The organism is Stenotrophomonas bentonitica (genome assembly GCF_002887735.1).
In the GTDB taxonomy this organism is placed as follows: Bacteria; Pseudomonadota; Gammaproteobacteria; order Xanthomonadales; family Xanthomonadaceae; genus Stenotrophomonas; species Stenotrophomonas bentonitica_A.
Map to the genome: position 1 here is coordinate 1 of NZ_PKQP01000016.1, position 25,995 is coordinate 25,995.

Sequence of the window (25,995 nt, forward strand, 5' to 3'; positions counted from 1 at the left end):
CCTGGGCGATTCACTTACGTTCACCGTCGAGCGTGACTACCGCCCCACAACCACTCAGGTCGTCAACGCGGTAGAGGAGCCCGCAGATGCGCCGGTCCCTATCGCAAAACCCCTATCGGTCGCTGACGAACTGGCGAAGCTTCTGAAGCTGAAGGAGCAAGGGGTCTTGACCCAAGCCGAGTTCGACGCTCAGAAGAGCAAGCTGTTGAGCCAATGAGCATGCGGCGTGACTGGTCCGGTGTTTAGCCAGGCAGCTCGCCTGCCACGGACCTAGTCTTACCGTTTCTCGTCTCCATGCTTGCCAGATGCGGATGTCGGACTGAGCGCAAGCAAAAATGATGTAGGAAATTCCCCAGTGGACTGGCATCTATGACCTACGCGATTCGACAGTGGTTGGACATTGCGTCTAACTATCGAGGAACCGCCATTCTGGGAAATGGCGCAAGCATTGCAGTAAGCTCCAGTTTCTCCTATGGATCGCTACTCGGGGAGGCGAGCTCAAGCAAGCTCATGGCTTCTGATGTAGAGCAGCTATTCACTTTCTTCAAGACAACGGACTTCGAATTGATCCTGCGCATCGTATGGCAGGCATCGAATGTCAACCGATCATTGAGCATTGAGGACAGCCGAACACGTAAGGCGTACTTGGGGGTTCGAGAGTGTCTCATTCAAAGTGTGCAAGCAATTCACCCCGAGTTCGACCAGGTCAGGGAACACTTGCCTGCGATCTACCAGTTTCTCAAGCACTTCGACACGGTTGCGTCGCTGAACTACGACCTCATCGTCTATTGGGCCCTGATGCATGGCTATGAGCAAGATGACGAGCATGCCATTAAGGACTGCTTCGGTGCAGGCGGGCTATTTCAAGATGATTGGCGCAGATTGAGAGCGCCTATTCGTGGGCAGCGTTCTACAACACTAGTGTTCTACCCTCACGGGAATCTGTCGTTGTGCCGCGACAGCGTAGAGCAGGAATTCAAGATCCACAGCAACGATGCTGGTCTGCTTCAATCGATTCTAACGCGCTGGCGCAGCGAAGAAGTAGTGCCGCTTTTTGTGAGCGAGGGGATTTCGGAGCAGAAGGTGGCTGCAATCAAGAACAGCTACTACCTTTCTACGGTGTATCGGGAGGTGCTGCGTTGCGAGCGCGAGACGCTCGTCATTTATGGCTGGGGCTTGGGTGAGCAGGACATCCACTTGTTGCGGCGGATGCGGGATACAGGTATCCGCCGAGTAGCGGTCTCAGTGTATGGCGGAGACCAAATTTATTGTAATCGGGTTTTTCCGATCATCCGAGACGCTTTAGGTGCGGTGCTTGTGGAATTTTTCGATAGTCAAAGTATCGGGTGCTGGAACAACTAGAGCGTGTCGTGTCAGCTTTCCTTGTGCCTAGGTGTGTAGCGACGGCACTAGTCGCCAGCGGAGCAATGTGGATCAAGGGGACTGTCGGTCGCTCGGAGGCTGCTGAATTTAGGATTGGAGACATCTATCTAGATGCATAGCAGTAGGGCTTCGCCGGCTAGATTTTATGCTGGCTGTGAATCGATAAGCCCGTCTTGATAGTCTTGCATACGCATGGAGCCGAATTGCATGGTTGACTCTTCATCCGCTGATCCACTGCGAGTTCCCCAGCGGGAGGTGCAGCGGCTCTTGGGCCGTTGCCTTCTTCGCATTCAGCAGTACGAGCGCTTGATCAAAGCCATCGTGGCGCACCATGAGATCTGTGGACCCATATCGTCCCTGGATGCAATCCGGTCCGCTCGTATCGCTGACGCGTCAACAAAGAGCCTGGGGCTCTTGGTCGGAAAACTTGTGGGGTCCTATCTGGTCCATGGTTCTGGGCGCGACACCGACCTGCCCGACCCTGGTTCTGGCGAGGTCGCAACGGTTCGAATGCAGCTCCGGCTTGAAATGGGCGCTGAGGACTTTGAGCGGACCCAAGCGGATCTCAAAGATCTGGTAAGGCTCCGAAACGACTTGGTCCATCACTTTATTGATCAGCACGACATTTGGACTGTGCCGGGCTGTGCGCGCGCCGAGCAAGCGTTGCTCACCGCCTACTCTCGTATTGATAATCATTTCGAACAGTTGCGTAGCTGGGCTGAGCACATGGAGCAAGCGCGCCAGCTTGCTGCCGAGTTCGTCCAGTCTGAGGTCTTCCGCGACCTGGTGATCAACGGTATTGCCCCCGATGGCTCAGTTGACTGGCCCAGTTCAGGCATCGTTCGACTGCTTAGAGAGGCGATGTCTGAGTTGTCCGTGGATGGTTGGACATCCATCGCCAACGCTGAAATTTTCATTCAGGAGCGAGATCCCGAACAATCGCCAGTAAAGTACGGATGCCGCACCTTGAAGCAGGTCGTGCATCAATCTCGGCTCTTCGAGCTTCAATACCAGGAGCGATATGGCAGGCGTGAGGCCTACTTTAAGGATCGTGCACGCAGATCGTCTTGATCAGGTCCGTCGAATCGCATTGGCGTTCATCGACTGGCGAATAGGCCACGGTTGTCAATTATTTTTGAGCTTCAACTGCCGGGCATTGGGCCCGTCGAGCATGAGACGGGGCTTTATGGGGTCGTTCACTCGATGGATCGGAGCACCAAGCCCGGCCCAAGCGTCGTAACGAGCTCTACTCGTAGGCTCTTCCGGCCGACGATCACCGCTAGCAAGGGGCGATTGTCTTTGCGATCGTTCGCTAAACGTCGCCACTCAGAACGATCCAGTGAGGAGGGCGTAGGGTGATCTTCGGGATGCGTATGCCACTCCCCAAGATAGCGAACCGTGCCTTGACTTGCCTTCCATCGGGCCAGAGCAATGCCTGCATGTCCAAGAGGCGTTCGTTCGAACAGATATCGAAAGCGCCTGTCCCATTTCGTCGGTGCCGTTGCTTCATCGATCAGCAAGTGGACGCCATGGACAGTCCCCAGCAGCAGTCCACCTGCTTCGCAGTCTGTGTCACGGTGCTGGATGTGGTTGTTGAACACGTCAAGTGTGGATGCAGAGAAGCTCAGCAGCATCTTGCGATCGGGGCTGCCCCAGGAACTCATGAACGGCATATTGGACACTCTGCATCCGGTTGAAGGTCACAATCTGCGGCGGCTGCAGTTTGGGTCGTATCCAGAACTCTGGTGCGCAGCGTGGGCGACGATTTGCCATTGACCCAGTCGAGCACCAAGTCCATGGCCAGGCTGGCCGCCTGCACGGAAACAGAGGCGGGGAAGGGCACATAGAGCCCCTCGCAGCCATGTCCTGCCAGAAGCAAGGGCACGTCCCCGACCACTGAACGAAGTTCACCCCGCCGGTTGCCGTGCCACAGGCATCGATAGCAGCCTGCGCTGACGTCTTCCGTCCGGATCATTGCTCGGACGGCAGTCCCCGGGCCCTCAATCCAAGCAGAGATCATGGGAACGGTGCGAGGTGTCGTATCGCAGAGCCAGTGGCCCAGTGACTCCTCGCCAGTTGCGTCGATCAACAGGTCAAAATCATCGAGCACAAGCTGCCGAGCATCCCTTTGGATGGCCTCAACTTCAATCCCAGGAGAGAGGCGTTGAAGTTCATCGACCATGGCAACAGCCTTGTTTTTCAGCAGATGTGAAAAACCCAGGCGATGTCGGCCCAAATTCTGAGGGAGCAACTTGTCAAAGTCGACCAGCGTCAACTTGCCGCCAACTGTGCCAGCGCCCGCCTTGCAGAGCATCTCCGCGAGATAGCCGCCGATTGTGCCGCATCCAATCAGTCCGACGCGTTTTCCAGCGAGGGTCCTCATGCCTGGAATGTTGCGCTGAGCCAGGTACTGATCATCGATGCGCATTGCCGTCAGGAGCAGCACTTTGAGGCCAAAGGTGGTGTCTCGTCTGTCCGCGAGCTTAACCTTCGCTTTGCTGCGGTCATAGATGACAGCAAATCCGTAGGTCATGAGCGGTGAGTCGATGAAGATGAGGATGCAAATCCGCTTCTCTCGTTCGCCCAGCTGGATGCGTTCATGGATCTTGCGACGGCAACTCCGATCAAGCTGACTTTGCCACTCCAAGATGTCATTGACGGTCTTAGGGGGCCACGATCGGGGGTTGGGGCGTGGCATTGCGGTCGTCTTGATTCGATACGTAGGTGGTGGGCTTCTAGTCACCTTCAAACCAAGAAGGTCGATCTTCTTTGTGGTGCGCTCAACGCTATCGGTGATGAACCAATGCAAGCCGTCGTCGCCTTCTGCGATCAAGCAGTGCTGGCGCCCGGGGATATCTCCGAGGACGTCGAACAAGCAGTTAGGTCCATTCCAATAGGCGAAAAATTCCTCCACAAGATCCTCGACCAGCTCGCCTTTTGTGATTTGGCAAAGCACACGGTCGGCCTGGTCCAAGCACGCAATCGTTTGGCCCACTGGGTCGAAAATGTTGAGGACGATGGAGCCTGGGGCGAGGTAGCAAAGATCCCCGTAGGCGCCAATGTGGGGCACCGCAGCCGGGAAGTGTTTCGGAATGTCCAGCAAGCGAACACGAGGAAGTGCAAAGAAGTCAGGATCCAGCGCAACTTCGCAGCGGATACCTTGTTCGGATGCGTTCCGGGCGAGCTCACCGGTCAAGGTGAACCACCCGTCAGCATCCTTCCCTGAGTAATGGAAGCCCCTTTCTTTGATGGCTTCAATCACTTCGCTGGCCCGCGCCCGCTTCATCCAGCCTTCGTCCTGCCAACAAGCTCACTCGGGCCTGCCGAGGGGGCGGTAGCTAAAATGGTCGCCTTAACGCTGCTGACCTTCACGCGGTCAGGCTCGTCGGGGAAGCGCGATCCGAATTCCTTGCGCAGCCACGAGCATGCTTGCGCGGCGTTAGACGCGTCGATCGAGCCGCGCAGGGCAACCTCCAAGGCTTCAAACGCCTTGGCGGCCTCTTCAACCCCGTCCTTACCAAGGCGGGCGGTGAAAGACTCGGACGACTCAACTGGGTTGCTAACGCCGTCGCGTAGTCGATCCGGCAGGGCAGAGACCACATCTAGAAGTGCAAGGTCATCTCGACGCTCCCGCTTCTCAAACAACGGCGCCGCCGCTGCCATGAGCAGAATGGAGGAGGGGCCTTTGGTCGGCCAGTGCCAGTCTCGGAACGCTTTCAAGTAGCGAACCACGCGCTGGAATTGCTCACCCTTTTCCTCGACCTCGTTCAGAAACCAAGCCTTGATGGGCCGCGGATCAGAGGCAACCCAATCATCGACACCATGCGCAAGGAGAACCTTGTCTTTGGGCAGTGCTGACCAGGCGTCACGCTCGGCCTTGATAGCAGCCTCAGCAATGGAATCAAGGGCGTAATGCTCCATCGTTGCTTTGGCGAGGGAGGTGAACTCTTCGTCAGGAATGGCGTAGAGCGGAACATCGATATGGGCGTGCTCGGCGATCACCATGCGAATGCACGTTGGCTTTTCCGTGAGCTCCCAACCCATACGATCGGCGAGTGGTGCAAGGGCTTCCTTCGCGGCATTGAAGAACACGCGGGCCGCAATGCTTGGCCTTTTGGTCTCAGATACAAAGCTCAGCGGAAGGTAGCAGCCGTCATCCAAGTCCGCCTGTTGGGGCGGCTGCGCCGGGGCATTGATCGTCTTGTAGGCCCAGGAGCCTTGGGTAAAGAAGCGCGGTTCCGGGACATCTTTGGTGTAGCCGCGTTCGCGAAGCACCCGAGGAATGCCGGCGCGGAGACAGTTCCGAACCTCAACACGAGCGTCGGAAATCACAGAGCGCTGAGCGGGAGTGAGATCAAGCGCTTCGCGCAGGCACGAGTTGCCATCAACAGTGGTGTGGAACAGTGAGCTCAGGTCTAGCATGACGTCTCCGGCGTATTCTTGTTGGGGCCGTGATAGAAGATGGGGCTCGGAGCATGATGGTTCCGGAAGGGCAGGAAATCTGCATCTCCCAATGCCCTCTGGGCCGCATGGACGCCGCGATCGCGCAGCGTGTTGGTTGCGCCGATAGACACGCGATCAAGGGCCTTAACGTCCCGGCTTTGGTCGGGCGTAGCCTGGTCATCGATCTGGTAATACTGCTTGCCCAGTGATTGCTTGAGCATGTAGTCGACGGATGATTCTTGGGCAGAGATCACAAGGTCGAACAATCCTCCACCCCATCGGCCAAAGCCTCGATCCAGGTCCGCCCCGCCGCGAACGGTGGCGCCAATGGTCATGGTGCCAATGGACAGCACGCGGATGATTGCTTGTGGGTCAGGCGCCAAGAACGTTCTGATCTCATGAAGCCCAAACAGACCAGGTGCATTACCAACAAGCCCACCGTCTGCATAGACGCCTCGACTGTTGCGCGAGAGTGGGAAGTAGACAGGTGCAGCTGCGGTCGCTAGGGCTACGTCCACCACCGACATGTGGTGGTCGAGCTCAAAGGAGGGGTGGTGGGGCGTCTTGAAGAACTGACCGCGGCCGGTGGAGTAGTTCACCGCAGGAATGAGGACCCGATGTTTAAGGTCGCCGACCAAAGTGTCGCCAAATCGGTCTTGAAGCACGCCCTTGAGCCCGGCCGAATCGTGCTTTGCCTTCAACCAGAACCCGAGCAGCCGGCGACCCAGGCTGCGGCAGCCAAAGATCTTGCTGCCATGGTCCTCAAAGAGCCCTTTAAGCTCGGCAGCGGGAATATCCGCCGCCAAGCCCAGGGCCAGCATCCCTCCTGCTGACGTGCCGCAGATCAGGTCAAAGTGCGAGGCAATCGGCCTGCCCATCACCTTTTCGAGCTCTGCCAGTACCGTGGCGGTGTAGAGGCCGCGATACCCGCCCCCAGAGAGGGCGAGCACATGGTAAGTAGGAGGAGGGGTGCTAACCATTGACGTCAGCCCTCCGGCGGGTAGGAGTCGGGGCCGTGGCTATCCTTGTCCCGGATCTGGCCGTTCGGGCGGTGGATTACCAGCTCTGACTCTTGGTTGCGTGCAATCTCCCGCGCGGCGTCGATGGCCTGCTGCTGAGTGTCGTGCAGTGAGGTGGCGCGCTGATTGCCAGCGCCCCTGACCGCCCAACCGTCCTGGTGGGGAACAACATGTTGGTTCTTGCCTGCCATTTCACAGCTCCTTGATCAGGTTAAACAGCACTGTTGGTGTATCTAATTGCAGTTGCCTCGGGAAAAGCGATGGCGCACAATCTGTTGCTCCTCCAGACAACACCCTGAGCGTGAATCACTCAAGCCGGAAAGGCGAAAGTGTTGTCTGGATGGGCAACACCCTAGCAGGGTCAAAACCGGGATGCAAGTCTCATTTGTGAATTTCCCCGCGGGGCGCGGGGACGGTGGAAAGCGCCCCTTGCTGACCAGGAGTAAGTAATGCCGCAAACAGGCTTAGGCCTTGCCTTAAAAACGCTACGCGAGCGAGCGACCATGTCTTTGCGCGAATTGGGCCAGCTTTCGTCAATCGATCACGCGTATGTCTATCGCTTGGAGACAGGCGAGAAGACCAGCCCGTCCCCCGATCTTGTCGACAAGCTGTTGCATGTGCTCAAGCCAGGGGAAAGGGATGAGGAAATGGTGTCGTGGCTCGTTGATCATCCTGAAGCGGATCCAAAGCTTGTTGAGTTTGTGTTACAAGACCCGACAATCAGTGTCGAAGTGTTCTCAGCAGCAGCAGGCATGAGGCACCGGGGCACAGCAAGGCCAGATCCGGCTCTGCTCATATCCAGAGTTCAAAAAGCGTTTCAGGATGACGACGAGGACGAGTAGCCATGGACGAGGTTGCTGTTAGGCAGAAAGCGAGATCCTTCATTGCTCGAATCGATCTGACGACGATTCGCGATGATCTGTCTCCTTACCTAGCGGCAGCCAACGCCAAGCTGCGAACGGAAGAGCTTGGCGTTGGCGAGTCCGGCTTTACGATCACAAAGGCTAGCGGTCGAAGCATCGTGACGGTGAACGGCCAGGAGACAAGGGAGCGGCAACGCTTCACGATCTGCCACGAGATTGCTCACATCGTGCTTGGATTGCCTTCATCGCATGAAGAGGTGCCCGCTTGGTCTTATGCCAAGCGACACATCAACGAGATTGCATGTGACACGTTCGCATCCGAGCTCTTGATGCCATATCAGCTCTGGCTTCCGCGCGTTCCCAAAGAAGAGCCATCGATTGAAGTTGTCCAAGAGATGGCTGTGCACTTTGGCACGTCATTCCCAGCCGCAGCATCTCGCTACGCGAGCCTCAGCGAGCGGCCCTGCGCATTTGTGACGATGGAGCGCGGAGGTGTCAGATACGCCGCACGCTCGACGTCTCTAAGGCAGGCCGGAGCGTGGATTTCGCCCAGATCGACCATTCCGTCAGGTTCGGTAGCCCATGGGCTTCGAGCAGCAGGAAAGAGCGCGGTAGGTTACGGCGAAGTCGCTCAAGATATCTGGTTCGACAACTGGGAGAGGAGTCTGGAACTGACGGAAATCAGTCGCCATTTCGCGGGCTCGGACACCACGACCTCACTTCTATGGTTCGACGCTGATGAACTTCCGACTAGAGAGGTTGATCGTTTTGGTGCGCGCGTCGATGAGGAAGAGGCGCTCTCTGAGCTCACCGGTGAGCTGTCTTGGTCCAAGCTGGATCGGCGCCGTTGATCGGGCTGCAACAGGGCGATTGCAAATGGCCATGATGCAGGGATAGGCCCTCATGCATCCAGCGAGGTGAAGGTGCAGCTTGGCTCCTAGCGTCCATTGAACGCGTTTGAGTAAAGCCCGCGAGCTGCTGCAAATCTCCATGTAAAGCAGACAGCAGGGAAGGGGCATTCTTCTCGGCCTTTCGTTAGTCTTGGGCATACTTTCGAAGCGGATGCGCCACTTGAGTGGATCCCTCTTAGGCAACGAAAACCGTTCAAAAATAGTGCATTTCAAGCTATTGCGCTTCCTGAATCTTGAGCCATAACCAATGGACTAAGACACTGGAAGCTTCATGACCATCGAACACACACGCATCAAAACATACAGCCGGGCCAAGGGCCATTCGGCGATCGCAGCCGCTGCCTATCGAGGGGGGTTTTTGCTTATTGACCCAAAATCCGGCGCGAAGCATGACTACCGAGGTCGGGCTGGGATCATTCAGGCGTGCTGCTTGGCTCCCGCTGGGTCGCCTGCTTGGACCAATGACCCGCAGCGCCTATGGGCGGCGGCTGAAGCGGCAGAGCGTCGCCGGAACAGCACCGTCTGCCGCGACTTCACCATCGCCTTGCCGCACGAGCTCGATGATCGCGAACGGTGGAGTCTTATTCTCGACATCTCGCATGCGCTGATCGACCGGTATGGCTTTGCATTACAAGCCAGCCACCACCAGCCAACCAAGGACGATCCTCGCTACTTCTACGCCCACCTCTTAGCGACGACCAGGCGTATGGAGGCCGCTGGCCTCACTGCTAAGACGAGAGCGCTGGACGGGCGTATCAACGGGTACGGTGAGGTGCTCTGGATTCGAGCGATGATCTCTGAGCGCATCAATGCGCATCTCGGTCTAGGTGAACTCCAGGTTGAGCGTAAGACCCAGGATCTAGCGGAGCGCCTTGCCACGCGTCGGGGGGAGGGAGTCGTTGGCGACGATCAAGCGAGCTTTGAGCAACTCTTGGGCCGCTACCGAAAGGAGGGCAAGCTTCTTCCAGTCCCAGCGGGCCACACGGCTGAGCGGGCGCGTGGCGAACAGTCCAGGGCGCTCCCCATGGTTGCCGGCACTGCTGCTGACGCGATCCCGTACAGCCTTGCCGCTCTACCGGTCGGTTTGGACATCAATGAAGGTAAGGGCGGCGAAGTTCAGTCAAGAGCTCCGGCAGAGCCACCGTGCCCTCAAGATAGGCACTGAGGGCATTAGCCATATGCTCGTCCAGGCCGAAGCCGGCGACTTGCTGATCGGCAAGCCAGCTTTCCACGTGAGCGTGGCGCAGCTGAGCTTCCCGTTCGTCCAAGAGTGTCTGTGAGTGGGTCAAGTCTTGTTTCATGCTAAGAATCCGAGTTGTGGCTTGCTCTGATTCCTAGCACAAAGCCCTCTGCCGTCAAGTCCTGCTAGTGGCTATGGCGAACTTGTCACGGCGTCGGTCCATCATTGATTGCTTGGTTCAACAGCTCATACCAGCGATTCATGTCACTCTCCCGGTAGAACTTGATCGTCCACACGGGGTGATCAGCATCGCGAACGCTAAGCGTCAGCGAGCCTTGGCGCTTGGAGTTGTGCCAGTGCTTTTCCCACGCACGGACATCGTTCAGCGGATAGATCTTCGTTGCCTGAGTCGTGCGGAGCTTGATTCGGGAACGCGCCACAGACAGCGCCAGGGCGCTGTTGCTGTGGAAATAGGAATGGTCGAACTCCGCCGCGAATGCTGCTTGGTCACCGCGTGACCTGAGAGTCCTGCCCACGCCTACGGCGAAAAGTGCGCCGGCGCCTACGACGAGCAAAAGGAAGAATGTGCCGACAGTCATTTGAGCTCCTCGGATGCAGGGGGGCGATTAAGCGATTAGCGGACTACTGGACTCGGCCAGTGATCTTCCAGGTGTCACCGACCTCGGTGAAGGTGTAGACGCCATCCATCTGGTTCCCAAAGTCGCGATCCATCGCCATCACCTGGCTCGACACCGCGCAGTTGTAGCTCGGCGTGCCCTCAGATTTGGCGCATTCCGCGCTCTGGAACTCCCGAATCTTCGCTTTTTCGTTGCTGTTGTCTTTAACGTACTGCAAGAAGGCGTTTTGCCGTTCGTCATGAGATGGGCCGCTTCCAGAGCAAGCGGCAAGGCAGGCGGTCAACACGCCAACGACGGCCACACGGAGCTTCAACATGACGGGTCCTTGCAGTGCGATGGGGCTGTGCCAGAGCCCGGGGTTGCGGCCAGGCCAAGAATACGATAAACGTAGTATACGGGCAACGTAATTTACGGCGAACGTAGCTTACGTTCATGCTTGGGGCATGAGTGCCCCCAACGCCCGCAGTGTCCGTGTCGTATTCGCCGCTCGCTTGAAGGAGCAGCGGCAAGCTAACGGGCTCAGTCAAAAGGCCTTAGGAGTGGCGATGGGACTGCCAGAAGATGTGGCCGGGGTTCGGATCAACAGGTACGAACGCGCGGTGCACGATTGCGACAGCGAGACCGCCCAGAAGCTTGCGCAGGCGCTTGGGGTGTCTGTGGCCTATCTCTACGCTGAGACCGATGAACTCGCCGAGTTGATTCAAGAGTTCACGCGCCTGCCCGCGTCGGAGCAGCGGGCGATCGTACAGGAGCTTAAGAAACGATCTGCCAAGCGCTGACGCGACAAGTGACACCGTCAGACGCCTAGTGGCGAACTGCCTCGCGCGCGCGTCGATTTAAGATCGATATGCCTGCAAGGAAAAAAGGTGGCAGTTGATTGATAGTCGGCTGGCGGGCTGTGCCTGTTGCCTGCGGGCCGCGGATGCACAGTTCGCCCCTGTCGCCGGCCGGCAGGGTCACGCCGCCGCCGTCCTTCACGCAGGCGTCGTTGGACGGAATCGGGAGACCGATCGCGCCGTCGTACTCGGCCAGATTCGGCGGGTTGATGCAGGCCGCCGGCGAGGTCTCGGTCAGGCCGTAGGCTTCGATCAGTGTGGCGTCGGTCTTCTTTCAGCACTCGGCCACGGCGCGCTTCACGGCCATACTGCTCCTCAGGGTCACCTTCAGCGATCAGTTCCTTGTAAGGGCTGCTCCATCCGTGCACGTTGGACAAGAAACCAACGTAATCACGTGTGGGCCGCCCCACAAAGGCTTGACGACATATCGTGCGTTGGCTTGCGAGTTCTGTTGGATCATCGTCTGGGGCAAAGAGAATCAGCCCTTTTCAGGCAACTTCGGCTCAGACGGCATATGCTGCCTTCGAGTCGGCTGGCGTTGCTTCTTCGTCATCCTGTATGAGATGGCGGGAGGAGGGCCTGCAGAGTGGTGGCGATGTCTTGGAATGCCTCGGGTCTTTTGCCGACTAAGTAGGCAAAAATGTCTTTTTGCGTTGCAATCTTTCGCTTCAAAATCTGTCGAATGAAACTCTTTTCCTTATCAAAAGTCATTCTTGGGATATGGAAAGGGAATTCTGGATCGAGCTTGCTTTCTGCGAGAAGATCCTTTTCGATGCTTTTGAGGGGTATTAAATGAATGCCGGGTCGCTGAACGTACTTTTCGTCTTTCTGGTCACCATCGACGATACCAATAACCTGATCCCGGCGGCCAAGAAAGTTCTCACGTTCGTTATCGGCAACTAATGCTCCCACCAAAGCCCCACTTCCCACATAGATGACCTTGTGGCTAAGAAGTGACGGCGCACAACGCTCCTCTATCAAGTAGCTGATGAAGGCTGTCAGCATCTTGTCTTCAGTCACAATGCATCGATCGAATCCAGCAAAACCAAACATCTTAGCCCTGGCAAAGCTAAAAGAGGTTGGCGCTATCGAAACGTTCCCATCGATGTCGTCCATGTAGAACAGTTCACCAGGCTCAAGCCTGTGCATGAGTGCGAGTGAGTGAGTGGTAAATAGTATTTTGCACCCATACAGGTTGCAGAAATTTCGGAGCCATCCCGCAAGATTTGCTTGTGCAGCGGCGTCGAGCGAAAGATCGATCTCATCAATGACCAGGAGCTTGGCCGAACCTTTGATGGTTCGGTAAAGGTTGATCAAGAAATACTCGCCGGAACTTAAGTAATCCTCCCTGATGTAGGTGTCATTCTCGCAAACTATCGCGTAGTAGCTTTTCCCTTTGACGCGGACTTCCACCATGGTTGAGAAGCGATCCGATCCATAGATTGCTGTCAGGAAGTCGATTAGTTCATCGGGCCGTGAGAATTTTCCAAATGTAATGGCCTTTCGAATGTCTAGGTCCGCTTCGCTGGCGCTCCTAAAATAGTTGAAGCGCATCCCGTACGGCAATGGGAGCTCGGCTTCGACCAGTTGTCGAAGCGCGGGAGGGATGGAGTCCCGGCAATTTAGTGAGCGAATTTTGTCATCGTAAGCGAACGTGACGCGGGTGTCCCCTGACTTGTAAGTGATCCGACTCTTACTTGAGAATGCGTAGGGAGTGGCCGTCCTGATGAAGGTGTCAGCGTTGGAAAGATTTCGAAGAGCACGTACCAGTGTCGTTTTTCCAGCCCCGTTACGACCGACCAGGCAGACAAGTCCTGTTGAAGACAGATCAAGGTCCAGACTCATACTCTTGACGTGTTGAATCGATTCAAGGTCTACGCGCAGACGGTTCATTTTGCTGACCTGTGCAGGACGCTGTCGATGACGGTGGTTCCGAACTTCGCTCTCAACTTCTCGAGATAGGAGGGGTCTGCCACATGAACGTAGCTGACCAGCCCGCTCAGCCTCTCCAGCCCCTCTTCCCACTCTTCGTTTCGTTCTTCTCGGAAGATCTTAGCCAATCTCGGGCGATCACTGGTGTAGAAGTGGAGCCACGATTCAATGCGATTCCTGACTTCGCGATCAATCACGATAGTGCCAGTGGGAAGTATGACGCGACCGAGCACCTTCACCTTTCTTCCGACGGTAGTCAACTTGCTCTTGGCGAGATTCAGAGTAAATCCTTCTCCAAGCTCCGAAGCCAAGCATTCTTCGATCACTGCAGCGGCGTCAATTAGCGCTGTGCGGTCATCGGCGGAAATGATGATGTCATCAGCGTAGCGCGTGTAGATCCAGTCTCGATCAATGCTGATCGAGGAAAGGCGCGCATCAAATCCAGATAGGCAGGCGTTGCTTAGAATAGGGGAGGTGGAGTATCCAATAGGGAGCTTGCCGTCGATTGTGAGCAGCGCAAGGATATGCTCGAGATGGTCGTCGAGATCCCCCACGGCAACCTCAGCTTGCTTGAGTACATTCCTGACAAGATCTGAAGTAATGCTATCGAAGAAGCGCTCAAGGTCTGTCTGGAAGAAGGCGCGACTTTGCGCATGGGGTTCCACTGCTTGGAGCAGTGTCGTCCCCTTGCGGTATGCGAAGGACACCTTCTCGTCGACCAAGAGGTGCTCCAGCACGAAGCTGTGGAGAAATCGGTGAAAGTTCTTAAGGATGCCGGAGGGCTTGTGGATGGTGCGGCCCTTCCAAGAAACGCGGGTGCGATGCTCTTCAGGCTTGAGCGCCAGGAATTCATCGAACTGATACTTTCCGTGAAACATCGCGTCAAACAGTTGATGAAGTGGCCGCGGGGTCATAGATCGCTTGCCTCGAGCTAGTTTCAATGGGGTGAAGCGTAGCCGATTGTCGCTTGGGGCGGCACATACGAAATGCCCGGTCGGGCCTGAGCCTGCGACCGGGCATGCGTAAATCAATGAAACGCCCTAGGGACCAGACTGTTGACTGGAGCTACTCCTAGTCGCTGGTATGAAAAAATCCTAGCATTGAAACCTGGACGGGTCAAGCAATTCCCTGGATCAGTTAATTCCTGGTGCCATTGAGTATTGTGTCGATTGCGTTGCGCGAACTATGAGGCTTCCTCGACCTCGACCTTGTCACGCCGGCATCCAAGTTGCATGCCATGCCAACCAAACATGGCCGGCGGAGTGCGCGGGCCATGCTGGACATTACCGATGCGGCGGGCGGTTGCGCCTCCGTCGTATCGCAATTCGCGGCGCAGGTTCTTACCGACGTTGATAGCTACGGATCACCGTTTCTGCGGCTGCTCTCAATTGCCAATGTCTCTTGGGCAATCTTCCTGGCTCGCATGAAATGGGGGGTGCCTAACAGGGTGAAGACAACGACGACGATGACAGACCAAGTAAGCAAAGATATACGCACGCCACCATAAGCTACATGCATGATTAGATAGCTGACTAGCGCGAAGGCAATGGCTTGGATGAGGTAAACAATGACTGCTCGCAGGAGCGTGGCGGCTACTTTTTGCATCAGTGGCTCTTCCCCTCGATAAGGGACTCCACGGCGAACCCGAAGTTGCCCGCCCGTTCCTCTGGATCTCGGCTTTTTCACGTTAGACCAGACAGCAGTATCGCCATGTGCCGAGCCCCCAGAGGATCATCGTACCGAGTGCGGCCGCGCTTATGGGAGAGCGCTCTAATCTTGCACGTTTTTGGAGCGGAGGAGGCGGGCCGAAGTAGCTCGCCATCTCGGCCAGGGGGGCGGGTTGCATCCGGCCTTACATCGTTGGCTTGGAATGGGAGCTAAGCTTGAAGGCTATCCCGAGCCATTCCATTGCTTCGTCCAAGTTCAAGTGTAGGCTCGCGTAGGACTTCCTGAGCAGGGTCGGGGACAGGAGTCCGTCCCATTTTTGACTTGCCATGTTCTTGGCATCAGCCAGCAGCATGTCAATGGTGGGGAGCGGTTGGGAGGTGATTTCTGCCAAGAGCTTCGCAATCTCGCCCGTGGTCTCCGACCCGCGCTTGATCTCGACCCCAAGTTTTCCTGACTGCGCCCTGAGGCCTTTGGCGTTCAGAAGGCAAGCGATGGCTTCGTTTGCATCGTCGCCGAGCCAGGTCAACAGCAGCCACTCGCTGCCCTGATTGACCAAAAGCGCGGAGTCCAACGCATGCTTCGCGTAGGTCGCGCGCCCCTCATTTAAGAAGCGTTGCGCAGTGGCGTCGAGAAAGCGCGGTTCGACCTGCCCTCGGTAGAGCGCACGCATCGTTTGGCGGATTTTGGTATGGACGCGCCCGCCGCTGCCGTTGAACAAAGGTGGTGTTCCACCCTTGGAAGGGGCGACATAGATGGTCTTATGGGCCTCATCGATCTCCTCGACGAGCCAGGTGCGCCCGCCAAACAAGATGCGTTGGCCGACTGTGAGCATCTGCGAGATGGGCAGTGTCCCAAGCGATTTGCCCCCAGCGATGATCCGGAACTCCTCATCGACGGTAAAAGCGGCGTAGAAAGAGTAGTGGTTGACGATCTTGTCGCCCACAGGGCCGTGAAGCAAGAGTCCCGATCCGTCTTGGATCAGCACGTCTTGTTGGCCTAGGTGCCGAAGAAGCTCAATGAACGCGGCCGATGAGATCCCGTCGAAGGGAGCACCCTTGGCGCAGAGCATGCTGTAAGCCTGCGCTGCTTGGAGCCCACCATACTGGGCAATGGCCGACAAGAGCTGTTGAATCAACGTCGACATATGCGCCCCGTTGACGATCGGTGGCTCAAACCATTTCTCGATGAGCAAGTGCACGACCGAAATGGCGTGAATGGTATCGAGCCGGAGTCGGGTTGGGAGATCTGACTCGGCGTCGATCGCGTTCTCGACCACATATGCACGCAAAATGGCTGGCTCGCCTTCACGGCGCCCGGAACGCCCCATCCTCTGACGCAAGCTGGCGACTGAAGGCGGGACCCCGATCTGGGCGACGCTCTTCACGGCGCCAATGTCGATTCCCAACTCCAAAGTGTTGGTGCAAATGGCTGTGGCGGGCCGCTCTTTTTGTTTGAGCGCGGCCTCTGTGTCTGTCCGGATCTCCTTCGAGAGACTGCCATGATGAGGCCAGAACTCACGCGGCCGCTTGGCACCTTCGCTCAGCTCATTGAGCAGGTAAGTGTAGCGCTCAACTTCGCGCCGACTATTGGGAAAAACGAGGTTGCTGCTGCCGGCCAAGTTCGCATAGAGGTGTGCTGCGATTGTCTTGGAGGAGCTGTCTCCGCTCTGTTTTCCAGCTTGCGGGATCGGCTCCTCGAAGCCTTTGACAACAAGTTGAAGCTCAGAGCCAGTACCGGGTGCATCAACGATGGCTGCTTGGCCGTTGGGTCGCAAGAAGCAGGCGGCAGAGCTTAGATCCCCTAACGTCGCCGAAAGCCCAATGCGCGGCACTATGCGGCCAACCACAAGCTCGATGCGATGCATCAACGATTGAAGCTGCTTGCCGCGTTCGGTGCCGATGAAGGCATGGAGCTCATCAATCACGAGGAATGAAAGAGACTTGAAGATGCCTGCAACAGCGGTGCCACGGTTGCAGAGCATTGCCTCGAGCGACTCCGGTGTGATTAACAACACCCCAAGCGGCTTCTTGAAAAATCGTTGCTTGCTCGTTGCGCCGATATCGCCGTGCCATGGCCATACAGGGATGTCCAAGTTCTCGCAGAGTCGTTCCAAGCGACCGAACTGGTCATTGATGAGCGCTTTCAGGGGACTGATATAGATGATCAGGCCCGGCGCTGGGCGCTCCAAAAAATGCGTCAGTGCAGGGAGGAACGCGGCCTCTGTCTTGCCGGAAGCGGTGCTCGCCGCCACGATGACATCTCGATCACCTGGAAGGATGAGCGGTATGGCCATTTCCTGGACATCACGCAGCGCCTCCCATTGCTCCGCCCACAAGTAGCGCTGGATCTCTGGGTGAAGGAGGTGGAAGGCGCTGGATTGGCTCATGGGATCAGAGCTTAAACGAGCTTAGCTCGTCATCGGTCTGCACATCCAGGTCAGTGTCCCCACCGTGGTCTTCCGCGACTTCCACCGAGCCGATCAGGGACTGCCAAGTCACCCCTCGGTTTTGTTCAAGAACTGCGAGGAGGTTGATGAAGGCGGTGATGGTGGTTCGTGGAGTGCGGAAGAAGCTCTCGCCAAGGCGCTTGGAGCAGTGCGCCATAAACTGTTCGATGGCTTCGTTGGGCAGCAAATACTTCGCTTCATCGCCACTGGCGTAGACATGACGGATCTTGGTCAGCAGCACGTAGAAGTCTTCCGCCGTGAGGCTGGAGAGGCGCACAACCGGCCCGCTGAAATCGACAAGCCCGTTGCCGGCGAACGTGTTTTGCGCCAGGCGGCTTTGCAGGGCCTGATAGCTATAGACGCCGCGCCTGGTGTCCATGAGGAACTCCGGCGTCCCACCCAGGACAAAGCCAAGGCCAACCGCCGTTCCTTGGAGAGAGTCATTGAGCATGCGGAGCAGTTGCTCGTAGTTCGAATTGCGCGCCTGTGCGTTCGCGAGCTTGTAGAGGTTGACGAGTTCATCTAGACAGACAAGAAGTCCACTAAAGCCCGCCAAGCGCACGAAACGCCCCATCAGTTTGAGCTGATCATAGACAGAGGCATCGTCAACGATAGTGCGAACCCCAAGCGCGGCTCTGGCGTCTGTGCGGGTGGCGAACTCGCCTCGAAGCCAACGTATCGCATCGTATTTAAGTTGTTCGTTGCCTTCATCAAAGCCTCGGCAGTAGGCGGCAATCACATCGGCAAAGTCATAGCCGTTCACAAGCTCGGTCAATTGTTCGAGCTTGGCTCTGAGGACTTGTTCGGTCGGCACTCCTTGCGCCTTGGCATCGGCCTTTGCGGTGGAGATGAATTTTTCCACCACACCGGCCAATGCGCCACCCTCAGGCTTCGTTCGCGTCGCTAGATTGCGCATCAGCTCGGCGTAAAGCGATCGGGCCTGTCCGCCGGAAGCGTGGAGGCGCCGGTCGGGGTTGAGGTCGGCGCTGGCCACCACCAGCTTTCGTTCCATCGCAATGGCGCGAACCAAGTTGAGGAAGAAGGTTTTACCAGCGCCATATTCGCCAATGACCAATCGAAATGACGACCCGCCATCGGCGAGGCGATCAATGTCGCTGACAAGGGTTTCCACTTCACGCGCGCGCCCGACTTGGATGAGGTGTTGTCCAGCACGAGGGACAACGCCGGCGCGAAGCGACTGGACCACGGCATCCCGGTCCTTACTGCGAATGGGGCTACTCATTGCTCAATCTTCTCGATGAATTCAGGGTTGATCTCCAAAGGGTCATCGCCTTCGGAGAAGGGAAGGTCATAGGCGTCGAAAGAGGCGTCGTTGATTTGCTCCAACGCGCCATCAAGCATCAACTCCAAGTCCGAAGCGGTATCTTGGAGCTCTGCCCGGGTCCAAGTGGGGCGGGACAACATCAGACGAAGCAACGCACTGTGAGCGTCGTCCAGGCCAATCAAGCCGGTTTCCGCTGGCTCTTCCTCGATCACCGCGAGGCCAGGTGGAGGAGCCACTGGGTCAGGGAGCTCTTCGGCAAAGATGTTGGCCAAGAGGGCGGAGACTTTCGCAGTGTCGCGTTGGAGTGCTGCAATCCTCTCTGGGTCAAGACGAAATCCTGTTGCATCTGGTGCGGCACTTGCTCGGCGCGCAGTAGGTGCATGCACATCGCTAAAGACGCGCTTGGGCTCAACGCCTAAGGTCTTGTAGACCTTCTCTAAGAACCGCACTTCCTCAGGTGAAACCATGCCGTCAACTTGCGCCAAGTTGGCCATGGCTGCGGCGATCGCTTCCTTGGTGTTTTGACCCAACGGATCAAGCTTCTTCTTCAACGAAGGAAGGTTGATGGGGGCGACCGACAGGAGGAGAAGATGCGCCCGGAGCCTGCGATGGTCCGCGGCACTGAGGTGGCTCCAAGCGTCAATCTCCCCAGTCAGGTGAGCGAGTTCTTCGGTGCTAAACGAGCCGTCCGATTGCGCAACCGTTGACGCCAGTTGTAGCGTCAGGAGCGCCGTCTGGTAGGAGTCAGTGTCCGCCTGGTGCGTTTGGTCGGGCAACATGGCAAAAAGCACCACGTGGTCATCGATACCCGGTGTGCGGGCGCCTTCAAGGACATTGGGCTCGATGCCAATGTGCGCCGATTCCAGAGCCCGCGCCAGATCTCGAACCTTTTCCCGTCCGAGCGCGCCTGAAAGGCCCCCGAGACGGTCAAGCACGTCGGACAAGGGAAGTGTGATCGTCGCCTCGCCCGTGTCAGCGTAGAGCTTAGCTAGGGCTATCCGAGGTGACTCCGGCCAGATGCTTGGCGGAAGCAAGAGCAGTCCATCTAAGGTGTCTCTTGCCTCGGGCGTCTTGCCAATCAGTCGGCTAAACGCTCCGAGCTCCTGGGCGCACTGATTCACAATCGACGTAAGGGTGTTCAGTGGTGCGCGCAGTGCCGTGACATCGGGGATGTCGCCAAAGGATTTGGTGACAGGAGTCGTGCCATAGAGCCCGGGCGAGGCGGCTTGCCTGGCAAATTTCAGCTTGGTCTTGTTCTTGGTAAGGACGAGCCCTGGGCCAAAGAGTTCGCGGTACCGTTCTAAAAAGAGCCGGTCGAATTCGGTCTCACAGCGCGTTGCAGCTGTACGGATGGAGATGGCAGGATTGAGTCTTGCCCATGCAAGGGCGAGGGGACCCGGGATGGGGGCGCGATCTACCGAACACTGACCGAGTGCTAGACGGATGGTGAAAGGCACATCGATGCTGCGCTCAAAGGAAGGCAGCGGCTGCAAGTAGAGCTTTTCTGTTGCCGCGTCGAGCTCCATCCAGTCAAGCAAGCTGTTGATGGAAACACGCAAAGACCCGTAGGCTCTGCCGTAGATCGCATCAAGCTGTCGAAGTGCCGATTTGATTGCTGGCCAGTCCTTCTTGCTGCCGACATCCGTTACCCCGTCCAGTAAAACGCGACGTTCAATGCCGTAGAAGAAGAGGTGTACACAACCGTACGAGCACTCAGGGTCAGTCCGATCGGAAGCCAGCCAGCTGAGGTAAGCGCGTCGTTCCATCGGCGAGAACTCGGCATAGCTCAGCCGGTGCCCGAGAGTTTGAACACGGAAGTTCCCCGTAGGAGCGACGGCCAAGACGGCGTTCACCAAGCTTGGGTCATTGCCCCCGTATTTGGTGGGGAGCTTCACCCCTGTATAGAACAAGCCACCCCGGATGGTGATGCCCGCAATTTCGATGCTGTCCTCAGGACCGACCCATCGGGTGGTTGCCCAACCCTCGGGCGGACGGGGCACGGTGAATTTCCGCTGCTCCTCGCTGGGCATCGCTATCCGGTGGAGTTCGTCGAGGCTTGCGCCTTGCCCCGGTGCTGCGCTGACCATTACGGCCTGAGGTGGCGCTGCTGGGAGCGGTGGGGGAATTGGCACGGCCGAAGTCCCCGTCACTTGCAGAGTTTGGCTTTTTGTAGTCTCAGAAGCTGTGGGCGTCTGATGGTCTTCTTTGGGGCGAGGCCGAGTGAAAGAGGGCACGATGATCAAGGGATCCTCATTGCCGGAAGATCCAGAGCCAGCGACGGCGGACCGAGCCTGGCGCTCGGCGACAGCTTTCATCGCGACGGCAAGGTTCCCCAAGGTGTCCTTGGCCGGGGCAATGCTAGGCGTCGCCTCGCGATCGGCCATTGCCGATTGAGATTGTCTTTCAGTGACTGCGTTCATCGCAGCCGCGAGGTTCCCCAAGTCGATTTTTGGCGGGGTTATTACGTCCGGCGCCCCGTCTGGCTGGACCAACTGCCGAGTCGATGAGACGACGTCGCCGACAGTCCTCCCTTCCATCGTACGCCCGCTGGCCTTTGTTCCACGCTCAATGGGACGTTGCCCCATGTCCCCACCATCCGGGCCCGGTGGCGTGGTGACTGTTGACGGCAGAGGTTTTCGACGCGGAGCGGTTCGGGTCAGTTCCGCTAATGTCGGCTGGTCGTCTGTGCCTGCCGCCGGGGCGGGCACCTTATTCGATTGCCAGCGAGAGTAGGCGTAAAACACGCCCCCGACCAAGGTGACGACGCCGAGCGTGATCCAAACCTCTTTCGGGACGAGTGCGATCAGGACCAAGATACCAACGATCAGAGCCCCGCCCGATTGCTTCCTTGACGCCATGTGGCCCCCTGCCTCTGGCTTTTCCTGAAGACATTGTATCCCCCTCAGAAATGGGCTGCTGGGGAGGTCATCAGCGCGCCCCGGCAGGATGAATGGCGGGGGGGGGGGCTCGAAGTAGAACAGGGGCCGGGCTGCCCGCCTCAGCGGGGGCATGGGAGGCAACCAAGGCGGGTATCGGGGACCGGGGCTCAGGTCGCCCTCCCCCCCTAGGGCTCTATGGCTAAGCCAAGCCCAGCCATAACCCGATGGTGCTCCGTGAAGCCAAGCTCATCAAACACGGCCTTGAACTTGATGAGGCAGTAGTTCACATCGTATTCGCCAAAGTCAGTGAGCGTGTTGGCATCGCCGTGAGAGTGGTGAGATAAATAGCGGCCTAACGCATGGAAGCTTCGGTCCTGCTCAGCGAGCTTATCCATCGCCTCCTTGAATTTGCCTTGTGACGTGGTGAAGTAGAAGAACCGCTCCAGAATGCAGCGCATTGCATTGGCCGCCGTTGCGGATGTGACCTGATCTTGGTAGGCATCGCGGACGACTTGCCACCATGCTTCGTAGTCGTTCTTCAGATCGTCAATCTTCATAGGAACGATAGTGGTGTAATTCTTCTTTACGACGCGCTTTAGTTCAAAGTTCTTTGATCCTTTGCTAACTTTGATGAGCTCGTTGAGAAAGAAGAGGCTGTGTGTGAGGACAATCACCTGCTTGACGCTCTTGCTGCGCGTGTCCTCCAACGCGATGATGTCGCGAGAAATGGTCGCGGCGATGTCGTAGACGAAGTTATGCGACAAGCTGGATATTGGGTCGTCGATCACGACGATCTTACGGTCCAGCGGTGAAGACTGGTTCGACACCGAAGAGCCGGTGATGAGCTCGACGAAGTAGAGGAAGGTGATGAGGGTCTTCTCGCCTTCACTAAGGGAGCCGTAGACATCTGGCCCCTTGCCTGGGCGCACCAACTGGTAGAGATCGTCCTCACCTCTGCTAATTCGGAAGGAGTCAACCCCTAGGGATTGCAGGCGAGCATTGATCGCCAAGACTGCTTCCTCGGTGCCGCTGCTTGTAGCGCGCAGCTCAACGAGGCGTGCCTCCGCTTCGGAAATCTGAGTGCGGAGTAGGGCAATTGCAGACTGGATCGCTTGCAGAGCATCCTGGGCACCCTTGGAGGTGGTCTTATAAAGCGACAGAGTGCCGTCGTTCTCAGTACACAGGCGATGCCAAAAGGTGTGCTCGATCCGCTTCAACTCGCGATCGCGATGGCTCAGGCGTCGGTTGTAATCGTCAACACGGTTCGAAACTACATCGATTGCCTCGCGCACAGCTGTCAGGAGCGATTGGCTTGGTTGCAGCTCGAAAGCGCCTTGGGGGGACAAGACCTTACTCGCCATTCTCTGCGCGTTGTCATTGAGCAGGCGACTTGCATTGGACCAGGCAAGTTCTAACGTTTGGTTTTCCGAAGCGAAGGGTTCCGTTTCGATAAGGTGCCCAATGGCTTGATCAAGGCTGGCCACACTTGCAGCGTAGTTCTCAGCAAGTAGCGTCGCTCTGGCGACACGCCTGTCGAAGCTCGCATCAAAGAGCTTGGCAAGTTCCTCGGGGAAGTCGTGGGGAAGACTTTGCTGGCAGAAGGGACACTGATCTTGGCTATGATCGAGATAGGGGCGACCCTGGTTGACCCAGTCGAGGTTGCCAATGTCCCTAATGAGAGCCGCAAGGGCACTGGCGCTGGACCCGACGATTGGCTCTGTCCATATCTCATCTTGCTCGGTTCTGCCAAAGTTTGGCAGTTCAATCTCAATCCGAGGCTTGTGAGCGGTGTGACTGTCCCCGAGCTCACTTAAGGACTGAGCGAGCTCATCGAAAGAGGGTAGATCGCCCTCGTAAGGGGGCGATGCTTTGGTTTGGAGCGCGTCGAAGAACTTTTGCTTGGAGTGTCCGTAAGGCAACCAAGGCTTGAAGGGACCATCTTTCAGAGCCGTGTAGGTCTTCCAAGCCGCGCCAAGGGCCGTTTCGAGAGCCGCTGATTTCTCTTTTTCGCGAACTTGGCTCTGCTCAGTGAGGCTATCGCGCTGCGCGCGCCAAGTCTCAAGCTCTTGCTCGAGGCCTTCGGCGGCTTCCAATGCTGACGACTCAGGATCGCCAATGGTGAAGATGCCTGGAACATCACTGCGGTTGCGGAAATGGGCCTCAATAAAGCGCTCGTTGTAGACCAAATACTCATATCTAGCGTCGGCAGGGTAAGTGGTCACCGAACAGCCGGAGATGGGCTCCTGGCCTAACGAGCAACTTTGGACAACCTGCCCAATAGCCGACTTGCCGGCACCATTGAGGCCATAGAAGAATGCAACGCGTTTGTCCGGTGCGAAATCGATCGCTGTGACGGCACCTGGATCAAAGCTTCTAAAATTCTGGATGGCGATCTTTCTGATCATTGCTCTCTCTCAAAGAGGTCGGCCGTTCCCTAGGCCTAGGCTGTGACCACCGACGGCCACTGCATCCGCATCATACCGCCGCGGGACCTTGCGTTTGAGTGGCTCGCTGACAGATCCGGATCACAGGCAATCGATACGTGTTAATGAACCGTTCATGCAGGCGTGGGGCAACACAGAGTGTGGCAGTCGATGCTCGGCGAGCTAGGTTAGACGCCTGATTCTGTCGATATCACATATGGGTATCGGGGCAATGCAAGAGCGCACTGATGGAATTTTCGATTCTCGAAATTCCGTGCGCTGCCTGCCGGCAGTGCGGAGGCCGTTGGCCTCCTCGTGTCCCGCTCCGCGGCCCACAAAGCAAGACAAAACCCTGTGATTTCGCGCACGAAAACGCCGGTGCGGTGAAGGCCTAGACGAATAATGCAAATGGCCTTTTGTTGGCTTCTCCAAAAATGAATAGGAGAAGTCGTGGCAATTTATCACTCACACATGAAGTCGTTTGGCCGAGGCAAAGGCGATAGTTCAGTGGCAGCAGCAGCGTATCGCGCTGGATTTGATCTCGTCGACGAGGCGACCGGGCTGTCGCACTCTTACTCGCGCCGGCACGGCGTTGATCACGCCCAGATGCTCGCCCCCAAGGGTGCTCCAGCCTGGTGTCTGAACACAGAAAGGTTCTGGAACGCCAATGAGGCCGCCGAGACACGCAAGAATGCCTTAGTCGCCCGGGAAGTAGAGGTGGCTCTCCCGCAGAGCTTAGATCAAGCGCAACGGAAGGCATTGGCTCTGGACCTGGGGCAGCTGTTGGTGGATCGCTATCAGGTCGCTGTCCTCGTCGCAATTCACACGCCAAGTCGAAATGGAGATCAGCGGAACCACCACGTGCATCTCCTCATGTCCGCACGCCAAGTTGGCCCAGAAGGCTTTGGCAAGCGCGCAGCGGCTGAGTTCGATGGGCGGCAAGGGAAGGGGAGTAAGGCTGTAAAAGAGCTTCGCCTAGAGATCGCAGCAACAATTAACAGTCATCTCGATCACGCAGGCATCCAAAAGCGGGTTGATCCCCGCAAACTGAAGACCCAAGCGCGAGAAGCGGCATTGCAGGGAAATTTTGAGCTCGCGAGGGAGCTGACCCGCACGCCAGGAACGCACAATGGGAAGGTCAAGACAGCCCTAGAACGGAAAAGCCGTCTGACTTGGTCTGTCCAAGGCCTTGGCGGCAAAGCTGCGGCGATGAAGCTGGTTGCCACCATCTCGGCACACCAAGCAGCATTGATAAACGATCCGAAGGTGCCGGAAGGCCATAGCCACGCCGCTGCCTTGCGGGATCGAGCGAAGACGGAAGATAGGCTTACAGCGCAGGAGGGCAGGGGAGGTCATCCCCGCGATGTCGTGGATAGAGTGCGGGAGCATCTGTTGGATCGCCGATCCATCTCCGCGCGGAGCTTTGATCAATACAGCCGCCAGACCCTTCATCTCAGTCGCGTGCAACGGATCACGAGAGCATCAGGACGCGATGCCGAGGTACTGAATGCAGAAGCCAAGCTCATTGAAGATTGGCTTGAAGCACAGCGAGAAGTTGCGCAGGACTCATTGGAGCTCCTTCGTAGCGTCCCCGGAATCCAAATTGAGCCGGAGTTCCAACTCGCCCATGCCAGCATCTTGTGTCGGCGTATCGATGACTATGCAGGCAAAGCGTTCACCTTCGAAGACACTGAGGTGCTGGCTCGATGCCTGGCGAAATATGCACACATGATGGCGCGTCCGCATCGGGCGCGAATGGCGCTCTTGGATGCTCAAGCGAAGCTATCGGAGCATCTCGATGAGCCTAAGACGCAAGCAGCGACGCGTGCTCGTCAGCGGGTCTACCGCGCGAAGACGCATGTTTCGCCCCGAATTGCTGCCATCCAGCAGTGGCGTATTGACCAAGCCAGGAAACGCATGACTGAGGCAAAGGACGTGTTGGACAAGCACTTCATGGATACCATCACGGCAACCTTGTCAAATAGTCCACACCGAGATGTCGCTCCACCGCCCGCTCGCACTGATGAAGCGGGGAACTGGGAGCACAAGATGAAGGGGCGGCGACCGACGTTCTAAGTGGCTTGGAAAA

22 protein-coding genes and 1 pseudogene are annotated in these 25,995 nt (G+C 57.2%); 9 read left to right on the forward strand and 14 right to left on the reverse strand.

Annotated elements, in window-relative coordinates; all coding sequences use genetic code 11:
- From C0R07_RS20075 to C0R07_RS18685, 3 genes are all read left to right on the forward strand, one after another.
- On the forward strand, positions 1–217 hold a 217-nt coding region (locus tag C0R07_RS20075; protein WP_146027640.1), incomplete at its 5' end, for an SHOCT domain-containing protein.
- 152 nt (positions 218–369) lie between these two features.
- On the forward strand, positions 370–1,362 hold the full coding sequence (locus tag C0R07_RS18680; protein WP_102789643.1) for a DUF4917 family protein: 993 nt from the start codon (positions 370–372) through the stop codon (positions 1,360–1,362).
- 327 nt (positions 1,363–1,689) lie between these two features.
- Positions 1,690–2,454 (forward strand): OST-HTH/LOTUS domain-containing protein, encoded by a 765-nt coding sequence (locus C0R07_RS18685; RefSeq protein WP_254427898.1) that lies wholly within the window; start codon positions 1,690–1,692, stop codon positions 2,452–2,454.
- Between the two features lie 125 nt (positions 2,455–2,579).
- On the opposite strand, the gene C0R07_RS18690 is transcribed toward C0R07_RS18685, so the two are convergent.
- From C0R07_RS18690 to C0R07_RS18710, 5 genes are read right to left on the reverse strand one after another with little or no spacing between them, the layout of a single operon-like run.
- The gene (locus C0R07_RS18690; protein WP_083279769.1) at positions 2,580–3,056 is read right to left on the reverse strand and encodes a Mov34/MPN/PAD-1 family protein; all 477 of its coding nucleotides are present in this window, start codon (positions 3,054–3,056) and stop codon (positions 2,580–2,582) included.
- Positions 3,044–4,669 (reverse strand): ThiF family adenylyltransferase, encoded by a 1,626-nt coding sequence (locus tag C0R07_RS18695; protein WP_102789645.1) that lies wholly within the window; start codon positions 4,667–4,669, stop codon positions 3,044–3,046. The genes C0R07_RS18690 and C0R07_RS18695 overlap by 13 nt, the downstream gene beginning before the upstream one ends.
- Positions 4,666–5,805 (reverse strand): CBASS cGAMP synthase, encoded by a 1,140-nt coding sequence (locus tag C0R07_RS18700; protein WP_102789646.1) that lies wholly within the window; start codon positions 5,803–5,805, stop codon positions 4,666–4,668. Before C0R07_RS18700 ends, C0R07_RS18695 begins: the two co-directional genes overlap by 4 nt.
- Complete coding sequence (locus C0R07_RS18705; protein ID WP_070425402.1) at positions 5,799–6,806, reverse strand: CBASS cGAMP-activated phospholipase; 1,008 nt, start codon at positions 6,804–6,806, stop codon at positions 5,799–5,801. The genes C0R07_RS18700 and C0R07_RS18705 overlap by 7 nt, the downstream gene beginning before the upstream one ends.
- Before the next feature lie 5 nt (positions 6,807–6,811).
- Positions 6,812–7,036, reverse strand: coding sequence for a DUF2188 domain-containing protein (locus tag C0R07_RS18710; protein WP_070425401.1), 225 nt, complete (start codon positions 7,034–7,036; stop codon positions 6,812–6,814).
- 258 nt (positions 7,037–7,294) lie between these two features.
- Between C0R07_RS18710 and C0R07_RS18715 the strand changes: the two genes are divergently transcribed.
- The 3 genes from C0R07_RS18715 to C0R07_RS18725 all read left to right on the forward strand — a co-directional run bounded on the left by C0R07_RS18715 (position 7,295) and on the right by C0R07_RS18725 (position 9,784).
- Complete coding sequence (locus C0R07_RS18715) at positions 7,295–7,687, forward strand: helix-turn-helix domain-containing protein (RefSeq protein ID WP_070425400.1); 393 nt, start codon at positions 7,295–7,297, stop codon at positions 7,685–7,687.
- A 2-nt stretch (positions 7,688–7,689) separates the two neighbouring features.
- Positions 7,690–8,559 carry an ImmA/IrrE family metallo-endopeptidase gene (locus C0R07_RS18720; protein WP_102789647.1) on the forward strand — a complete coding sequence of 290 codons (870 nt, stop codon included), beginning with the start codon at positions 7,690–7,692 and terminating at the stop codon, positions 8,557–8,559.
- A gap of 331 nt (positions 8,560–8,890) precedes the next feature.
- Positions 8,891–9,784 (forward strand): MobA/MobL family protein, encoded by an 894-nt coding sequence (locus C0R07_RS18725; protein WP_102789648.1) that lies wholly within the window; start codon positions 8,891–8,893, stop codon positions 9,782–9,784.
- A 221-nt stretch (positions 9,785–10,005) separates the two neighbouring features.
- Here the strand turns inward: C0R07_RS18725 and C0R07_RS18735 are convergent, their stop codons facing one another.
- Both C0R07_RS18735 and C0R07_RS18740 read right to left on the reverse strand, forming a co-directional pair.
- Positions 10,006–10,398, reverse strand: a complete 393-nt coding sequence (locus tag C0R07_RS18735; protein ID WP_102789649.1) for a hypothetical protein — start codon at positions 10,396–10,398, stop codon at positions 10,006–10,008.
- A 43-nt stretch (positions 10,399–10,441) separates the two neighbouring features.
- A complete protein-coding gene (locus C0R07_RS18740) occupies positions 10,442–10,753 on the reverse strand; it encodes a hypothetical protein (protein WP_070425397.1) in 312 nt (103 codons plus the stop codon).
- A 127-nt stretch (positions 10,754–10,880) separates the two neighbouring features.
- Between C0R07_RS18740 and C0R07_RS18745 the strand changes: the two genes are divergently transcribed.
- Positions 10,881–11,216 (forward strand): helix-turn-helix domain-containing protein, encoded by a 336-nt coding sequence (locus C0R07_RS18745; RefSeq protein ID WP_070425396.1) that lies wholly within the window; start codon positions 10,881–10,883, stop codon positions 11,214–11,216.
- 130 nt (positions 11,217–11,346) lie between these two features.
- Here the strand turns inward: C0R07_RS18745 and C0R07_RS18750 are convergent.
- The 3 genes and pseudogenes from C0R07_RS18750 to C0R07_RS18760 form a co-directional block, all read right to left on the reverse strand.
- Positions 11,347–11,607, reverse strand: a pseudogene (locus tag C0R07_RS18750) (AMP-binding protein); the annotation flags it as partial.
- A gap of 215 nt (positions 11,608–11,822) precedes the next feature.
- Positions 11,823–13,166, reverse strand: coding sequence for an AAA family ATPase (locus C0R07_RS18755; RefSeq protein WP_102789650.1), 1,344 nt, complete (start codon positions 13,164–13,166; stop codon positions 11,823–11,825).
- Positions 13,163–14,119, reverse strand: coding sequence for a reverse transcriptase domain-containing protein (locus tag C0R07_RS18760; protein ID WP_102789651.1), 957 nt, complete (start codon positions 14,117–14,119; stop codon positions 13,163–13,165). Before C0R07_RS18760 ends, C0R07_RS18755 begins: the two co-directional genes overlap by 4 nt.
- Positions 14,120–14,478: 359 nt before the next feature.
- Between C0R07_RS18760 and C0R07_RS19805 the strand changes: the two genes are divergently transcribed.
- A complete protein-coding gene (locus C0R07_RS19805) occupies positions 14,479–14,712 on the forward strand; it encodes a hypothetical protein (protein ID WP_146027641.1) in 234 nt (77 codons plus the stop codon).
- Positions 14,713–15,057: 345 nt separating this feature from the next.
- Here C0R07_RS19805 and C0R07_RS18765 read toward each other — a convergent pair whose 3' ends face one another.
- The 4 genes from C0R07_RS18765 to C0R07_RS18780 form a co-directional block, all read right to left on the reverse strand.
- Positions 15,058–17,259 carry a DEAD/DEAH box helicase gene (locus C0R07_RS18765; RefSeq protein ID WP_102789652.1) on the reverse strand — a complete coding sequence of 734 codons (2,202 nt, stop codon included), beginning with the start codon at positions 17,257–17,259 and terminating at the stop codon, positions 15,058–15,060.
- 4 nt (positions 17,260–17,263) lie between these two features.
- Positions 17,264–18,562, reverse strand: a complete 1,299-nt coding sequence (locus tag C0R07_RS18770) for an ATP-binding protein (protein ID WP_102789653.1) — start codon at positions 18,560–18,562, stop codon at positions 17,264–17,266.
- Complete coding sequence (locus C0R07_RS18775; RefSeq protein ID WP_102789654.1) at positions 18,559–20,691, reverse strand: TerB N-terminal domain-containing protein; 2,133 nt, start codon at positions 20,689–20,691, stop codon at positions 18,559–18,561. Before C0R07_RS18775 ends, C0R07_RS18770 begins: the two co-directional genes overlap by 4 nt.
- Positions 20,692–21,668: 977 nt before the next feature.
- Entirely contained in the window at positions 21,669–23,888 is a 2,220-nt protein-coding gene (locus C0R07_RS18780) for an AAA family ATPase (protein ID WP_102789655.1), read from the reverse strand.
- A gap of 468 nt (positions 23,889–24,356) precedes the next feature.
- On the opposite strand from C0R07_RS18780, the gene C0R07_RS18785 reads away from it, so the two are divergent.
- Positions 24,357–25,982 (forward strand): MobA/MobL family protein, encoded by a 1,626-nt coding sequence (locus C0R07_RS18785; RefSeq protein WP_167390414.1) that lies wholly within the window; start codon positions 24,357–24,359, stop codon positions 25,980–25,982.
- Positions 25,983–25,995 lie beyond the last annotated feature (13 nt).

Bases quoted from the DNA above. Each gene is read 5' to 3' on its own strand.
- C0R07_RS18725 (WP_102789648.1), top strand. From the start codon at position 8,891: ATGACCATCGAACACACACGCATCAAAACATACAGCCGGGCCAAGGGC.
- C0R07_RS18765 (WP_102789652.1), bottom strand. From the start codon at position 17,259: ATGAGCCAATCCAGCGCCTTCCACCTCCTTCACCCAGAGATCCAGCGC.
- C0R07_RS18715 (WP_070425400.1), top strand. From the start codon at position 7,295: ATGCCGCAAACAGGCTTAGGCCTTGCCTTAAAAACGCTACGCGAGCGA.
- C0R07_RS18775 (WP_102789654.1), bottom strand. From the start codon at position 20,691: ATGGTCAGCGCAGCACCGGGGCAAGGCGCAAGCCTCGACGAACTCCAC.
- C0R07_RS18700 (WP_102789646.1), bottom strand. From the start codon at position 5,805: ATGCTAGACCTGAGCTCACTGTTCCACACCACTGTTGATGGCAACTCG.
- C0R07_RS18760 (WP_102789651.1), bottom strand. From the start codon at position 14,119: ATGACCCCGCGGCCACTTCATCAACTGTTTGACGCGATGTTTCACGGA.
- C0R07_RS18740 (WP_070425397.1), bottom strand. From the start codon at position 10,753: ATGTTGAAGCTCCGTGTGGCCGTCGTTGGCGTGTTGACCGCCTGCCTT.
- C0R07_RS18770 (WP_102789653.1), bottom strand. From the start codon at position 18,562: ATGAGTAGCCCCATTCGCAGTAAGGACCGGGATGCCGTGGTCCAGTCG.
- C0R07_RS18755 (WP_102789650.1), bottom strand. From the start codon at position 13,166: ATGAACCGTCTGCGCGTAGACCTTGAATCGATTCAACACGTCAAGAGT.
- C0R07_RS18710 (WP_070425401.1), bottom strand. From the start codon at position 7,036: ATGGCAGGCAAGAACCAACATGTTGTTCCCCACCAGGACGGTTGGGCG.
- C0R07_RS18720 (WP_102789647.1), top strand. From the start codon at position 7,690: ATGGACGAGGTTGCTGTTAGGCAGAAAGCGAGATCCTTCATTGCTCGA.
- C0R07_RS18680 (WP_102789643.1), top strand. From the start codon at position 370: ATGACCTACGCGATTCGACAGTGGTTGGACATTGCGTCTAACTATCGA.
- C0R07_RS18690 (WP_083279769.1), bottom strand. From the start codon at position 3,056: ATGCCGTTCATGAGTTCCTGGGGCAGCCCCGATCGCAAGATGCTGCTG.
- C0R07_RS18705 (WP_070425402.1), bottom strand. From the start codon at position 6,806: ATGGTTAGCACCCCTCCTCCTACTTACCATGTGCTCGCCCTCTCTGGG.
- C0R07_RS18780 (WP_102789655.1), bottom strand. From the start codon at position 23,888: ATGATCAGAAAGATCGCCATCCAGAATTTTAGAAGCTTTGATCCAGGT.
- C0R07_RS18745 (WP_070425396.1), top strand. From the start codon at position 10,881: ATGAGTGCCCCCAACGCCCGCAGTGTCCGTGTCGTATTCGCCGCTCGC.
- C0R07_RS19805 (WP_146027641.1), top strand. From the start codon at position 14,479: ATGCTGGACATTACCGATGCGGCGGGCGGTTGCGCCTCCGTCGTATCG.
- C0R07_RS18695 (WP_102789645.1), bottom strand. From the start codon at position 4,669: ATGAAGCGGGCGCGGGCCAGCGAAGTGATTGAAGCCATCAAAGAAAGG.
- C0R07_RS18735 (WP_102789649.1), bottom strand. From the start codon at position 10,398: ATGACTGTCGGCACATTCTTCCTTTTGCTCGTCGTAGGCGCCGGCGCA.